The organism is Paraburkholderia sp. (assembly GCF_035948235.1).
Taxonomy (GTDB): Bacteria; Pseudomonadota; Gammaproteobacteria; order Burkholderiales; family Burkholderiaceae; genus Paraburkholderia.
On record NZ_DASZJJ010000074.1, the window covers coordinates 1 to 12,954 of the forward strand.

11 protein-coding genes and 1 pseudogene are annotated in these 12,954 nt (G+C 63.0%); 6 read left to right on the forward strand and 6 right to left on the reverse strand.

Annotated features, from left to right (window positions below; translation table 11 throughout):
- Positions 1 to 140 (reverse strand): annotated as a pseudogene (locus tag VG320_RS05440) (MFS transporter); the annotation flags it as partial.
- Between VG320_RS05440 and VG320_RS05445 the strand changes: the two are divergent.
- Positions 118 to 543: a glycine zipper family protein gene (locus VG320_RS05445; protein WP_327199122.1), complete on the forward strand. Its 426-nt coding sequence runs from the start codon at positions 118 to 120 to the stop codon at positions 541 to 543. The pseudogene VG320_RS05440 and the gene VG320_RS05445 sit on opposite strands and share 23 nt — an antisense overlap.
- 16 nt (positions 544 to 559) lie before the next feature.
- Positions 560 to 853 carry a hypothetical protein gene (locus tag VG320_RS05450; protein WP_327199123.1) on the forward strand — a complete coding sequence of 98 codons (294 nt, stop codon included), beginning with the start codon at positions 560 to 562 and terminating at the stop codon, positions 851 to 853.
- A 47-nt stretch (positions 854 to 900) separates the two neighbouring features.
- On the opposite strand, the gene VG320_RS05455 is transcribed toward VG320_RS05450, so the two are convergent.
- A complete protein-coding gene (locus tag VG320_RS05455) occupies positions 901 to 1,788 on the reverse strand; it encodes an SDR family oxidoreductase (protein WP_327199124.1) in 888 nt (295 codons plus the stop codon).
- Positions 1,789 to 1,886: 98 nt separating this feature from the next.
- Here VG320_RS05455 and VG320_RS05460 point away from each other — a divergent pair, with 98 nt between their 5' ends.
- From VG320_RS05460 to VG320_RS05470, 3 genes are all read left to right on the forward strand, one after another.
- The gene (locus tag VG320_RS05460) at positions 1,887 to 2,711 is read left to right on the forward strand and encodes a helix-turn-helix transcriptional regulator (RefSeq protein ID WP_327199125.1); all 825 of its coding nucleotides are present in this window, start codon (positions 1,887 to 1,889) and stop codon (positions 2,709 to 2,711) included.
- Between the two features lie 107 nt (positions 2,712 to 2,818).
- Positions 2,819 to 3,508 (forward strand): response regulator transcription factor, encoded by a 690-nt coding sequence (locus tag VG320_RS05465; protein WP_327199126.1) that lies wholly within the window; start codon positions 2,819 to 2,821, stop codon positions 3,506 to 3,508.
- A complete protein-coding gene (locus VG320_RS05470; RefSeq protein WP_327199127.1) occupies positions 3,498 to 4,844 on the forward strand; it encodes a HAMP domain-containing sensor histidine kinase in 1,347 nt (448 codons plus the stop codon). The genes VG320_RS05465 and VG320_RS05470 overlap by 11 nt, the downstream gene beginning before the upstream one ends.
- A gap of 13 nt (positions 4,845 to 4,857) precedes the next feature.
- Here the strand turns inward: VG320_RS05470 and VG320_RS05475 are convergent, their stop codons facing one another.
- The 4 genes from VG320_RS05475 to VG320_RS05490 all read right to left on the reverse strand — a co-directional run bounded on the left by VG320_RS05475 (position 4,858) and on the right by VG320_RS05490 (position 12,143).
- Positions 4,858 to 5,538 carry a Fe2+-dependent dioxygenase gene (locus tag VG320_RS05475; RefSeq protein ID WP_327199128.1) on the reverse strand — a complete coding sequence of 227 codons (681 nt, stop codon included), beginning with the start codon at positions 5,536 to 5,538 and terminating at the stop codon, positions 4,858 to 4,860.
- 71 nt (positions 5,539 to 5,609) lie between these two features.
- The gene (locus tag VG320_RS05480; protein WP_327199129.1) at positions 5,610 to 8,018 is read right to left on the reverse strand and encodes a TonB-dependent siderophore receptor; all 2,409 of its coding nucleotides are present in this window, start codon (positions 8,016 to 8,018) and stop codon (positions 5,610 to 5,612) included.
- 83 nt (positions 8,019 to 8,101) lie between these two features.
- Entirely contained in the window at positions 8,102 to 9,430 is a 1,329-nt protein-coding gene (locus tag VG320_RS05485) for a chloride channel protein (RefSeq protein WP_327199130.1), read from the reverse strand.
- 181 nt (positions 9,431 to 9,611) lie between these two features.
- The gene (locus VG320_RS05490; RefSeq protein ID WP_327199132.1) at positions 9,612 to 12,143 is read right to left on the reverse strand and encodes a response regulator; all 2,532 of its coding nucleotides are present in this window, start codon (positions 12,141 to 12,143) and stop codon (positions 9,612 to 9,614) included.
- A gap of 357 nt (positions 12,144 to 12,500) precedes the next feature.
- Between VG320_RS05490 and VG320_RS05495 the strand changes: the two genes are divergently transcribed.
- On the forward strand, positions 12,501 to 12,954 hold a 454-nt coding region (locus VG320_RS05495; RefSeq protein ID WP_327199131.1), incomplete at its 3' end, for a surface-adhesin E family protein.

Below are 12,954 nucleotides of genomic sequence, written 5' to 3' on the forward strand. Positions count from 1 at the left end.
ACGACCAGCGGCGTGATGATGCCTGCGAGGTTGGCGGCCAGGTTGAAGATGCCGCCCGTCAGGCCGAGCATGCCGGCCGGCGCGATATCCGACACCAGCGTCCAGCCCAGCGCGGCCATGCCCTGGGCGAAGAACGCCACGTCGAAGCCCACGGTCTATCCGGCTCGCGGGCAAACGCCCTATCAGCAATCCAACGACGACGCGGCCTGTTACGGCTGGGCCAAAGGGCAATCCGGCTTCGATCCGGCGTGGCCAGCAACGGCAGCCGCACCGGTCGTCGTACCTGGCGGACAACGCGTCGTAGGCGCTGCGCGCGGCGCGGCGGTGGGTGCCGTGGCCGGCGCCATCGGGGGCAACGCAGGCAAAGGCGCGGCCGCCGGAGCCGCTATTGGAACCATGGCCGGGGGCATTGAACGCCGTCAGGAGCGGCGCGCCATAGGTGCGTATGACGCGCAGGTGCAGGTGAACAACGAAGCCGGTCTGTCTTCGTACTGGCGTGCGTGGCGTGCCTGCATGACGGGCCACGGCTACACGGTGGACTAAGTCAGACCATCAATGCATGAAAACCCATATTCTCACCGCGCTAATTGCGGCAGTATCCGTCGCTGGTTGCACGACGGCGTCCCATTTGCCACACAATGTGGAAACCGTAAAATTGTCCAACGACCGTGAAGGCTGGAGCGTCCATTGCCACGGAATGTTCGACAGCAGTAAGACCTGTTTCAAGGTTGCCCGTAAAGTCTGCGCCGATCAATCCGTGCAGGTGATCTACGCATTCGATCGATTTGAAAGCGGTTTGGGCCCGAAAAGCGATGCGCGAGATTTTGTTTTCACGTGCCAGACAGAGCAATAGCTGACGAAAAAAGCCCAGCTATCGCTCTAATTCAAAATCAGGCGGCGCTACAAATACCGCGCCTGATCCAGATCCGAAATAAGCGACGGTCCGGTGGGTCGCCAGCCAAGGCGCGCCTGGGTCAGCGCGCTGGAAGCTGGCATATCCATGCCGACGAACAAGGCCATCCAGCCGAACTGCGCTTGCGCCTGCTCCGCGCCGATCGACACGACAGGCAATTCAAGCCCACGCCCGAGCGATTCCGCGATGTCGCGGCTGCTTACGCCCTCTTCCCCCACGGCGTGATACCGCGCACCCGCCTGCGCTTTTTCAATCGCGAGCCGATACAAACGCACCACATCGGACAGATGCCCTGCCGGCCAGCGGTTACGCCCCTCGCCAACGTACGCCACGGCGCCTTTCTCCTTCGCAATGGCGATCAGCGGCGTAATCAGCCCTTGCTTGAGCGGGTTATGCACTTGCGGCAGGCGCATCACCGAAACATTCACGCCCGCGTCCAGCAGCGCATTTGCCGCGATTTCCGAGCCGATACGCGGATTGGGATGACTCGTGTTGAACACGTCCTCGCTTGCGGCTTCGCCGTGATCTCCGCTGCCCACACCAGTGCCCGACGTAATCAGCAGCGGCCGGTCCGATCCCGTCAGCACCGAGCCTAGTGCCGCGATCGCGCGTTTGTCTTTTTCGCAGTTTTCGGCGAATCGGGAAAAGTCGTGATCGAACGCCGCGTGGATTACCGCGTCCGCCTTTTCGGCGCCGCGTTTCAGGCTTTCGACGTCTTCGAGCGTACCGCGGTGAGGTTCTGCGCCTGCCGCCCTGAGCGCCTGCGCTCCGGCGTCCGAGCGCGTCATGCCGATCACCTGATGACCGGCCTGAATCAGTTCCGGAACAAGGGCCGAGCCGATAAAGCCGGTCGCGCCCGTCAAAAAGATTCGCATCGTCAACTCCTTCTGGTCGTGACCTCCGCACTATCAGCCGGATTTTTATTCCGTTAAAGTAGTGACGTTATCATGGTAAAACGACTAACAGGAATCCCATGTCAGTCACCACGCCAGCCTCTCTGGGCGACTTCCTGAAGAGCCGCCGCACCCGGCTCGATCCCGCGAGCTTTGGTTATTCGGGGCGGCGGCGCACGCCGGGCCTGCGCCGCGAAGAAGTCGCGCAACGCGCCAATATCAGCCCGACCTGGTACACCTGGCTCGAGCAGGGGCGTGGCGGCGCGCCCTCGGCGAGCGTGCTCGAACGCATCGCCAGCGCGCTGATGCTCACCCACACCGAGCGCGAACATCTCTTCATGCTCGGACTGGGCCGACCGCCGGAAGTGCGCTACCGCGCCGACAACGACGTCCACCCACGACTGCAGCGCTTTCTCGATTCGCTGCAATCGAGTCCCGCCATCATCAAGAATCCCGTCTGGGACGTGATCGCGTGGAATCGCGCCGCCGCTGTCGTGCTGACCGACTACGGCGCGCTGCCGCCCGGTGGGCGCAACATCCTGCGCTTTCTGTTCGGCCATGCAGAGGTGCGTGCGAAGCAGCACGACTGGGACAGCGTCGCGCGTTTTGTCGTGGGGGCGTTCCGGGCCGACGTGGCGCGTGCGGGCCTCGTTTCCGAGGCTGGCGAGCTTGTCGATGAGTTGTGCGCCGCGAGCCCTGAATTCGAAGCCTTATGGCGCGAGAACGACCTGCATAACCACGCCGATGGCGGTGTGAAACGGCTGATGCATCCGGAACTCGGATCAATCGAACTGGAGTACTCCGCATTTGCAGTCGATGGCCGCCCGGATCTTGGCATGATTGTTTATACGCCAATCGACGATGTGGTGGCCGAACGGATCAAGGCACTCGCGGAGCGTCAATGAAGTAATCCACAATCGATAAGGACTTCTTTCTTATTGCATTTTCGCGGCAAAATGCGGGGCTGACTGATAAAATCCGTCATACTCAGTAACACGGCCCCATCTGCAATATGCGTATTCTCGCAATCGAAGACGACCCCGATATTCTCGGCAATATCGCCAGTTATCTGGGGGCGCGAAACTATCTCGTAGATTGCGCACTCGACGGCATGCAGGGTTACGCACTCGCGACCCGCAATGAGTACGACCTGATCGTGCTCGACCTCTCGCTTCCCCGTCTGGATGGTTATGAGCTGTGCCGGCGCCTTCGCACAGAGGCCCAATGCGAGACCGCGATTATCATGGTGACGGCGCGCGATACGCTCGATGAACGTCTGAGCGGCTTTCATGCGGGCGCCGACGACTACCTGGTCAAACCCTTTGCGCTCGCCGAGCTGGCCGCGCGCGTCAACGCCCTGCTGCAGCGCCCGCGCAAGCGCGCCGCCGCGCGCACGCTTCAGGTCGCGGATCTCGTGCTCGATATCGACACGCGTTCCCTGTCGCGCGCCGGCGTGACGCTGCGCCTGCCGCCTGCGCCCATGACCGTGCTGAAGATGCTCATGCAGGAAAGCCCCGCCGTCGTCTCGCGCGTGCGCCTTGAAGAAGCCTTGTGGCTCGATTCACCGCCCGATAGCGATAGCCTGCGCACGCACATTCATCAATTACGCCAGGTGATCGACAAGCCGTTCGGGCAGCCTTTGCTGCATACGGTGCACGGCGTCGGCTATCAACTGCATGCGGGTTCGGACGATGGCGTCTGAGCACGCCTGCGCCACCGACCCTGGACCGCGATCCAGACAGCGCACGCTCGCACGCGAGCTGGTAATTGCGTATCTGATCGTCGCAGTGCTGGTGGGCGCACTGCTTTCGCTGGTCTCGATGTGGACCGTCAATCGCCTGGAAACCCATCTGCAACAGATCGATATGGGCATGGCGCTTGATCGCGTGCGCGGCGAATATCTCGCTGGCAAGGACGTGGGGCGCGGCAGCCGCTTCTTTCATGGCGAACCCGGCAGCGAAACCTTTCCCGACTGGCTGCGCCAGATCGAGCCCGGCTTCACGCGTATCGAACACGACGAACGCGACTGGCACGTCATCGCCGACGACCGTGACGGCGTGCGCTACGTGCTGCTACGCGATTACACCGCGTTCGAGCAGCGCCGCGTCCACTCGCACTGGATCACCGTGCTGTGCGTGGGCGCGAGCCTGTTCATCGCCTTTCTGCTGGGCGGTGCAGTCACGCGCAGACTCGTCCGTCCGCTCGCCGGTCTTGCCGAACAGGTGATCAAACGCCCTGCACTGCCGCCTCAAACCCGCATTGCCCACGCCTATCCAGGCAACGAAATCGGACGCCTTGCGGCAGCGTTCGACGCCACCTATAACCAGCTCGAAATGGCGCTGCAACGCGAAAGACTCTTCACCGCCGACGTCAGCCACGAATTGCGCACGCCGCTAACGGTGATATCGAGTTCCTGCGAACTGCTGCTCGACGATCCACAATTGACGCCCACGCTGCAGCAGAAATTGCAACGCGTGCACAGTGCTTCGATCGACATTCATCAGCAGCTCGCTGCGTACCTGATGCTCGCACGCGATTCATCCGACGCAAGCGGCTTCAAGCAAAGCACGCTTGCCGAAGCCGTCGAGCAGGAAGTGGCGCACTGGAATCAGCGCGCGCAGCGCCTGGGCTTGCGGCTGATCGCCGACTACGTCGATTACGTCGATTACGCCGATGCAACCGACGCCAGACGTACTCCAACCTTCCCCGCTGCATTGGTGCGCATTGCGCTATCGAACCTCATCCGCAATGCGCTCCAGCATGCATCCAGCGGCACGCAGATCGTGATTCGTGCCGGAGTGAGCGCTTTCGATGTGACGGACGACGGCCCCGGTATCGCTGCCGATATCGCGCCGCAAGTCTTTTCGCCCTTTGTAAGAGGCGACGGCGCCCGCGTCGACAATCTCGGCAATCTGGGGCTGGGTCTGTCGCTCGTGCAACGTATCTGTGAACACCAGGGTTGGCGCGTCACGCTCGACTCCCAGCCTGGAGCCGGAGCGCGTTTTCATATCGATCTGATGCCGCCAGTAGGCGCCTGATGTTCATTGCAAATCAGCAATCGGCCCACATACGCAGCAGATTGTGATAGCAGCCCGTGAGCTGCACGAGCGATTCCTCGCTCGCTTCCTGCTGCGTGAGACGCTGGATCGCCACGTCCATATCGAGCAGCAGGTTGCGCTGCGCGTCTTCTCTCACGAGACTTTCGATCCAGAAGAACGAAGCGATACGCTCGCCGCGCGTCACGGGCTGTACCTTGTGGACGCTCGAACCCGGATACAGGATCATGCTCCCGGCCTTGAGTTTGACGCGCTGCTCGGCGTAGGTGTCGCGAATGACCAGCTCGCCACCGTCATAGGTATCGGGATCGGAGAGAAATAGCGTGGCGGACAGATCCGTGCGCACGCGCTCGCGCGACGCACGAATTCCACGCACCGCATTATCGATATGGAATCCGAATGATTCCCCAATGCCATATCGATTGAAAAGCGGCGGATAGATGCGCTTTGGCAGCGCCGCCGACATGAACACCGCGTCTTTGGCGAGCCGGTTGATGATCTCATCGCCGATTTCGCGGCCAAGCGGATCATCGCCGTCCAGTTGGCGGTTGTGCTTGACGCGCTGCGATTGCGCACCCGCGGTAACCTTGCCGTCGACCCACGGCGTCGCGCGCAATTTCTCCACCAGAACCTGCGCTTCCTGCGGGCTGAAAACGCCCGGAATTTCCACGATCATTTTCGACTCTTTGAATGACATCGAACGTCGGCCCCCATTACGCGGGCCGCCGTCATAGCAGACACGACCGGTCAGAACCTGACGTCGGCCGAGAGCAGCACCGTACGGCCCGCGCCGGGCACGCCATAAAGCTGGAAGCCGTCGAGCGAAGCGCCCACCGCCGAGTAATAGAACTTGTTGAACAGGTTCTGCACATTAAGGCCCAGCGACAGATTCTTGTTGACCTCATAGTGCGCCGCCAGCGAATGCAGCCAGAACGCCGGCGCTTTTTCCGCATCGTAGACATAGGCCGGATGCGTGCCGTTTGCACCGCTCACCGTACTGCTGTTGTTGTTCTGCCCACCCACATATTCGTTGTCCGTATAGCGGCGCGTGCCCACGTACTGCATGCCATAACTCACCGAGAATTTCGGCGTTACCGCATAGGTGGTCCAGAGATTGAAGGTCGCGTTCGGCACATTGGCGGGACGCTGGCCTTCGTTGACGCCCTTGGTGATGCGCCCGCGCATCGCCGCTACGCCTGCGAACGCCGACCACTTCTGCGTGATATTGCCGGACACGCCAATCTCGATCCCGTCTACGCGCTTGGGCGGCAATTCGCGCACCACGCTTGAGGTCGTATCGCCGTAATCCCACGAATCGCTGAGTTCGGTGCGAAACAGCGCGCCGGTGAGCGAGAGACGCTGGTTCAGCAAATCCCACTTGGTGCCCAGTTCATAGGTCTGCGCGACGGCGGGTTTGAGATTCGCAACCGCCGACGATGTCGCGCCATAAATCGTGTTATTGGTCGTCGCGCCCACCGCCGAAGGCTGCGACGCGCGCGCATAGCTCGCGTAAATGCTGCCGAATGGCAACGGCTTGTAAGTCACGCCGATACGCCCGCTAAATGCACCGTCGCTAGTATTCAGGACGGTATGGGCATTGGCCGCGCCGCTCACCTGCTTGACCCAGAAGCGGTCATAGCGCGCCGCACCTTCCACGATCCACTTCGGCGTGATGGTCACGGTGTCGCGCACGTAAACGCCCGCGTCGTTGACCGCCGCGTAATCGCCGGTCGTGCCTTCCATCGTCTCCACGCCGCCCATCGACACGCCGTACGGATTGGTCAAATCCATCACCGGATTCGTCGATGGCGCGAGCACGCTGCGCGGCAGATCGCCATAACGTTCGTGATAGAACTCCGCGCCGATCACCAGATCGTGATGCAGCCCCGCCGTGTCGAACGATGTGTTGAGATTGGTCTCGTTCGCAAGAATGTCGTAGCGTTTCGAGGTGCCGTAGTTATTGCCCCGCAAAACCGCCAGCGGAGAAAGATTCGCGTCCGCCGCCGCGCCGCTGTACGAGAGAATGCCCGAACCACTCGTAATCAGCGATCCCGTGCCCGTATAACCGTACGAGGTGCCGCTCGTCGAATTGAATCGCGCGGGCGCAAGCACCGTGGTGCGATCGGTCTGCTCCCAGCGCGTGATGTTCGAGATTCGCGTGTTGTCGTTGAAATCGTGTTCGATTTTCACGGTCGCGCGATTAGTCGTCGAATGATCCTTGTACAGATTGGGATCGCCATACCACGCGTTACGGGCGACGCCCGGAAACGTCTTGCCGCCGGTGCCGCGCTCGATCGGCACGCCGGTATCGGGAACGTTGTTGTCCTGCTGATGGAAATAGTCGAGCGTCACACGCGTTGGCGTACCCAGCCCCATGGCGAGCGAGCCGGCCACGCCCCAGCGGTCGTCGTGAACGTTGGCGCGCTCATCGACATCCTGCGTATGACGCATCAGATTCAGGCGCAGCGCAGTATGCTCGCCGATCTGCTTGTCGAGATCCGCCGTCACGCGGCGATAACGCGCGCTGCCAAGCGTAGTCGCCAGATGATACGCATCGCCCAGGTGCGCCTCTTTCGTAACGAGATTGACGCTGCCGCCAGGCGCGGCGACGCCCGATTCGATCGTGCCTGTGCCTTTAAAGACCTCCACGCGTTCAACGTCGAAGGTATCGGAACGGCTAGCCAGCCCTGCATCGCGCAGACCGTCGATCGTGATGCTCTGCTCGCCGGAGAAACCGCGAATCGTGAACATATCGCCCCAGCCCAGGTTGCCCTCGCCGGACGTGAAGGTGATACCGGGTACGTTCTTGAGAATGTCCTGCAGGCTCTGCGCCTGCTGTTCGTCAAGCACACGCTTGGGCACAATCGCCACGCTCTGCGCCATATCGAGCAAGGGCGCGGTGAATTGATCGGATTCCAGATATTTGGTCTGATAGGGCGAGTTCTGGCCGCTCACCTTCACCGCAGGCAATACCGTGGACGCTTCCGCTGCGCTGGATGCGCTGGATGCTTTCGCAGCGTCCGCAATGGCTGACGTCGGCGGGTTCGCCGTGGTCTGCGCGTGCGCGGCAGCCATGGCGACACAGCCCACCGTCGCGCTCAATAAATTCGTCAACAGCGCCGACGGCCGGCCCCACGTTCCCCGACTGAACACCATGTTGTTATCCTGTTTCGCAAATGAAAATCATTTGCAATAGTAAGAAAACAGGTGTCAAGAAAACGTTAAGAAACCGGATGCGCTTAGGCGTTGGTGCGTTCGAGCTGTTTTTCAGGCATTTCCGCGCCCGTGCGCAGATCGCTGAAATAAGCGAGGACGGCGGGAATCGAGCGGAAAGTCATCACGGAGCCAGCCACGGCAAGCAGGAGCGGATACAGCAGGTTGTGATTCGCATGCGTGAATTCGACGATCAGCACCACGGCAGTGAGCGGCATCTGCATGGAGGCGGCCAGAAATGCCCCCGCGCCGATCAGCGCACAGGCGCCGGGCGCGAGCGTCGGCAAGGCCATGCTCCACACGCCGCCCAGCACCACCGCAAGCAGCGCGCCATTCGTCAGGCCCGGCGTGAGCAGGCCGCCTTCCGCGCCCGCACGCAGGCTCGACGCCTCGATCGCCACCTTCAGCACCAGGAGCACGGCGGCCAGGCCAATGGCGAGATCGCCGCCGAAAGACAGCGACGCGGCCCCTTTGCCGTTGCCAGCAAGCTGCGGAAACACCATCACCAGCGCGCCAATCGCCACGAAGTTCACGATCGACCACGCAACCAGCTTCAGGCCGCGCGGCGCGTGCGAGCGCGCGCTGGAAGTGAGCTTGACGAAGCCCCATGCCGCGAGCCCGAAAAGCGGCCCGCACACGGCCGCCCAGACCAGCAAAGGCCCGCTGGAAACAAAATCGGGCACGACATACTGCTGCTCGTTGCCCAGACCGCTCCACGCTACGACCGCCGCAATCGTCGATGTGACCAGCGCGACGATCAGCGCGCGCGGTGCGAAGGTCCCCAGCAGCACTTCCAGCACGAACACCGCGCCGCCGAGCGGCACGTTGTAGACCGCGGCAAGCCCCGCACCCGCGCCGCACGCGACCATGAGCCGGCAATCGGCGCTGGTGAGACCGGCGCGATGGGCGAGACGCGCCGCCAGCAACGAGCCGATTTCGCGCGGCGCGACTTCGCGTCCGAGCGGCGAGCCGAGCGCGACCGTCACGATCTGCAGCAGCGCGTGCACCGTCGTGCTCACCAGGGGCATGCGCGGGTCGGCCGAACCGACCGCCTTGCGGATGCTGACCAGCGGGCGGCCATAGCGATACAGCGCGGCCCAGCCGACGCCGGCGACCGCGCCGCACAGCGCCAGAACCGCAAGGCGGCGCAGCGGCGACGCGGCGCTCACTCCATCCAGAAAACTCTCGTGTCCCACCCACTGCCCCAGGCTGTAACCGTAGGCGACGTGCTGGACGGCATGCAGCAATAGCGCGAGCCCCATCCCACCAAGCCCCGCGCCGACACCGGTCAGCATGGTCACAAGCGCAAACGCCAAGGGCTTGCTGGGCAATATCGAAGGGGGATTGGAACTCATGAGAACGGCCTGAAGTGCATGTTTTACGGGATAACCCGAATGGTATCCCGATCACTCCATGCGTCTGGTTACTTATTTTTCTTAATCAATGAATTTTTCGCATAGATAAGGCGCAACGCGTGCCTGGCGCGCAGGACCGTTCAGCGCGTAACGGCCCGACGCCAATCCCTGCAATCCATGATTAACGCAGCAATTGCGGCCGCAGCGCCGCGACCGACGCGAAGTAGGCATCCAGCGCATCGGCCGAACGCGCCCCCAGCGCGGCGAGGCACTCGATCCAGTCCGCTTCCTCGGGCCAGCGCCCCTCGACCATGGGCGGGTAGAGACGCCGCCCATACGTATGCAGCGCCTTCGCACCGATATTGCCGCTCACGCCCAGCAGGCGATGCAGCGCCGCGTGCGTGGCCTCGATCTCCTGCGCGCGCGCGGCGTTGGCGATCTCGCTCACCAGCGCGCGCAGCTGCGCGATGCCGTCGAGGAAGGTCTGGTCGAGCATATCCAGCCCGACGAGTTCGTCGAGATGCCGTTCGTCGAGCAGATCGCGCTCGTCAGCGGCTTGAGGATCATTCGAAACGTGCGCCGCGACCCCGGCTGCGGGCGCATGCACGCGCGCCAGATGGGTCATCAGCGAGGCGTAGAGCGTCGCAGCCTGCACCGGCTTCACGAGCACGTCGTTCATGCCCACCGCGATGCATTCGCGCACCGCCTCCATGTCCGACTGCGAGGTCAGCGCGATGATCGGCGTTGCCGCATAGCGGTCGCCGCGCGCGCGAATGCGCGCCGTAGCCTCCACGCCGCCCATGCCCGGCATGTTCATGTCGATCACGATCGCGTCGATCGCCATGTCCGATTGCAGGCAGGCCAGCACCGCCTGGCCGTGGCCCGCCTCCAGCACGCGCGCGCCGCCGCGTTCGAGCACGGCCTTCGCGACCTGGCGGCTGAAGGCGTCGTCGTCGGCGACGAGGATCGACTTGCCGAGCAGCCCGTCGAAACCGCCATAAACACGACGGCGCTTGCCGCTCGCAAACAGCGTTTCCAGCGCGACGATCAGCCCCATCGCCCCGCCCGATTTGCCGATCACGACATCCATACCCGCGCGCCGCGCGCGCACCTGCGCGACGCTGCCTTCTTCGACCGTGTAGCCCGCAATCGGCACGCCCTGGTTCGGATGCGCGTGGTTCGCCCGGATCTTTTCCGCGACCGCGTAGCCGTCGAGCACCGGCATGTTGACGTCGAGCAGCACCAGATCCGAGGGCGCGGTCTCGCTGTCGCCGAGCATCGCCAACGCGCTCTGGCCATTGGCCGCCTCGCTCACCAGCGCGCCCAGACCGGCCAGCACGCGCCGCGTGCGGGTGCGATGATGGTCGTCGTCGTCGACGATAAGGATGCGCTTGCCCGCGAACACCGGCATCGCCCGGTCGAGAATCTCGCGCTCGTATTCGGCCACTTCCCGCTCGGGCACCGGCGGAAAGCGCAGCGTGAATTCGGTGAACTGCTCCGGCTCCGAGCGGCACTCGATGCTGCCGCCGAACGCCTGCATCGCACGCCGGCAATACGCGAGGCCCAGTCCCGTTCCTGCCGTGTTGCCACTCGCACCGGTGGTGCGGAACGGGCTGAACAGATGCGGCAAAAGCTCGGGCGGCACGCCCGCGCCGGTATCGCGCACACTGACCGCGTGGCGCTCGATCATCAGCGTGAGCGTAGCCGACGGACGCGCGGCCATGTGATGCAGAGCGTTTTTGATGAGATTGAACAGCGTGAAGAGATAGACGGTTTCATCGACGCGAAACGTGAAGTCCTCGCGCACGATCAGGCGCACCTTGTTGCGCTCGGCGTCGTCGGCAAAACCGTACTCGTCGATCGCCTTGCGCGTCACAGCCGCCGCGCCCAGATACGCGAAACGTTCAGGACGAATGGCCCGGGTGCCCACTTCGTCGAGCATCATCGCAATCACGCGCAGGCCGCGCTCGATCGACATCTTGCCCTGCGCGAGATGCCGGTTGAGCGCGGCCGCGTCTTCGGGCGAGATCATCGTCGCGCGATGCGCTTCGTGGGTGGCGGCGAGGGTTTCCTCGATGCTGTCGAGCACGTGTTTCAACTGGCTCAGCGGGTTGCGCATCTCGTGCACGATCGAACCCGCAAGCGCCTGCAAGGCGCGATTCTTTTCGAAGCACACGCGGCCCATGTTGACGGCGTAGCTGAACGCCATGCTGCACAGCACGACCACGGGCAGCAGCGCGAGGTCGGCCTGCGTGGCCGCCGTCAGCACGATCGGCGTTGGCGAGGACAGCACCGCCGCCAGCGAGCTCGTGGCCACGCCCATGCCAATGCACGCAATCAGCAGGAGCGGACTGTCGATGCACAGCGCGAGGATGAAGATCATCATCACTTCGGTCATCATCCACATCGTGGAGAAGCCGTTTCTGATCGTGAGGTACGTGCAGACGAAGGGTAAAACGTAGATCAGGCACGCATGCCAGTAGATCAGCAGATAGCGGTTGTAGCGCTTCGGCCATTGGGCCTGAAAAATCAACGGGATGCACACGAGCGCTGCGCTAAGGCGCAGAAACAGATTGTCGTAGGGCTGGGGCAGCACAAAAGTCCACACGACGTAATAGATAGGGTGGCACAGGAGGCCGAGAATGCCTCCCCACCGGATCGCCAGACCGCTACGGTCCAGCACCTCCCCCATGCGCTCGCGCGACATCACAATCAGGCCTCCAAGGCGTTTTTTATACGGTCCTACCGGTTGTTCAGGAGCGCGCTCGGCGCCCCCGCCGGCTCAATCGCCGAACCTTTATTGCCGTGAATCGGTCCGAGGTGCAAACCCGTGCTTCCGCGCCAGGCCGGGCCACGGGCAAAGCCCTAAATATATAGCGTCTCGCCGCCCGAAGCGAGTTCTGGTTAATCGTTTGCGAGAATGGCACCACCCAACTGTGGCAGTGGCGTGTCCGGCTTGAAGAGCGGCAGCGCAAAGCGGGCTTTCCCGGCCGTTCCATGCAGGCGGCGCCGCGCGTTTTCACGCTGTGAAATTACAATGAGCGCGTTATCCCTCTGTTCACGGCAATTGATGACTACCCAGGTTCCGATCTCACTGCATCCCCGGCACGCCTCGCTCCATCGCAGCGCGCGGCGGTTGCTGGCGTGTCTCGCTCTCGCGGCGGCCGCGCCGCTCGTGCATGCCGCGAACTGGACCACCATCGCATCGGCGCCCAATGCGTGGACCGAGTCGGTGGACGCCGACTCCATCGTCCGCAAAGGCGACATTCGCCACGCGTGGATGCAGATCAGCTACGACCAGCCCACGGCGGTCGCGCGCGGCGTGGCGCCGGCAACGCTGCTCAAGCAACGGATGGCGTTCGACTGCGCAAAACGCCAGACATCGCTTGCGACCCGCCTGAGTTATGACGCCCAGGGTCAGCTTCTCGATCGCGTGGACACCTTGCCCACCGTGAGTACCGAATCGTTCGCCGATGTCGATCCCGACACCGGACTCGAAAAAGCGCTGGATTTCGTCTGCGCGC

Coding starts and splice junctions, on each gene's coding strand:
- VG320_RS05460 (WP_327199125.1), top strand. CDS start 1,887: ATGTCAGTCACCACGCCAGCCTCTCTGGGCGACTTCCTGAAGAGCCGC.
- VG320_RS05465 (WP_327199126.1), top strand. CDS start 2,819: ATGCGTATTCTCGCAATCGAAGACGACCCCGATATTCTCGGCAATATC.
- VG320_RS05470 (WP_327199127.1), top strand. CDS start 3,498: ATGGCGTCTGAGCACGCCTGCGCCACCGACCCTGGACCGCGATCCAGA.
- VG320_RS05480 (WP_327199129.1), bottom strand. CDS start 8,018: ATGGTGTTCAGTCGGGGAACGTGGGGCCGGCCGTCGGCGCTGTTGACG.
- VG320_RS05475 (WP_327199128.1), bottom strand. CDS start 5,538: ATGATCGTGGAAATTCCGGGCGTTTTCAGCCCGCAGGAAGCGCAGGTT.
- VG320_RS05485 (WP_327199130.1), bottom strand. CDS start 9,430: ATGAGTTCCAATCCCCCTTCGATATTGCCCAGCAAGCCCTTGGCGTTT.
- VG320_RS05445 (WP_327199122.1), top strand. CDS start 118: ATGCCCTGGGCGAAGAACGCCACGTCGAAGCCCACGGTCTATCCGGCT.
- VG320_RS05455 (WP_327199124.1), bottom strand. CDS start 1,788: ATGCGAATCTTTTTGACGGGCGCGACCGGCTTTATCGGCTCGGCCCTT.
- VG320_RS05450 (WP_327199123.1), top strand. CDS start 560: ATGAAAACCCATATTCTCACCGCGCTAATTGCGGCAGTATCCGTCGCT.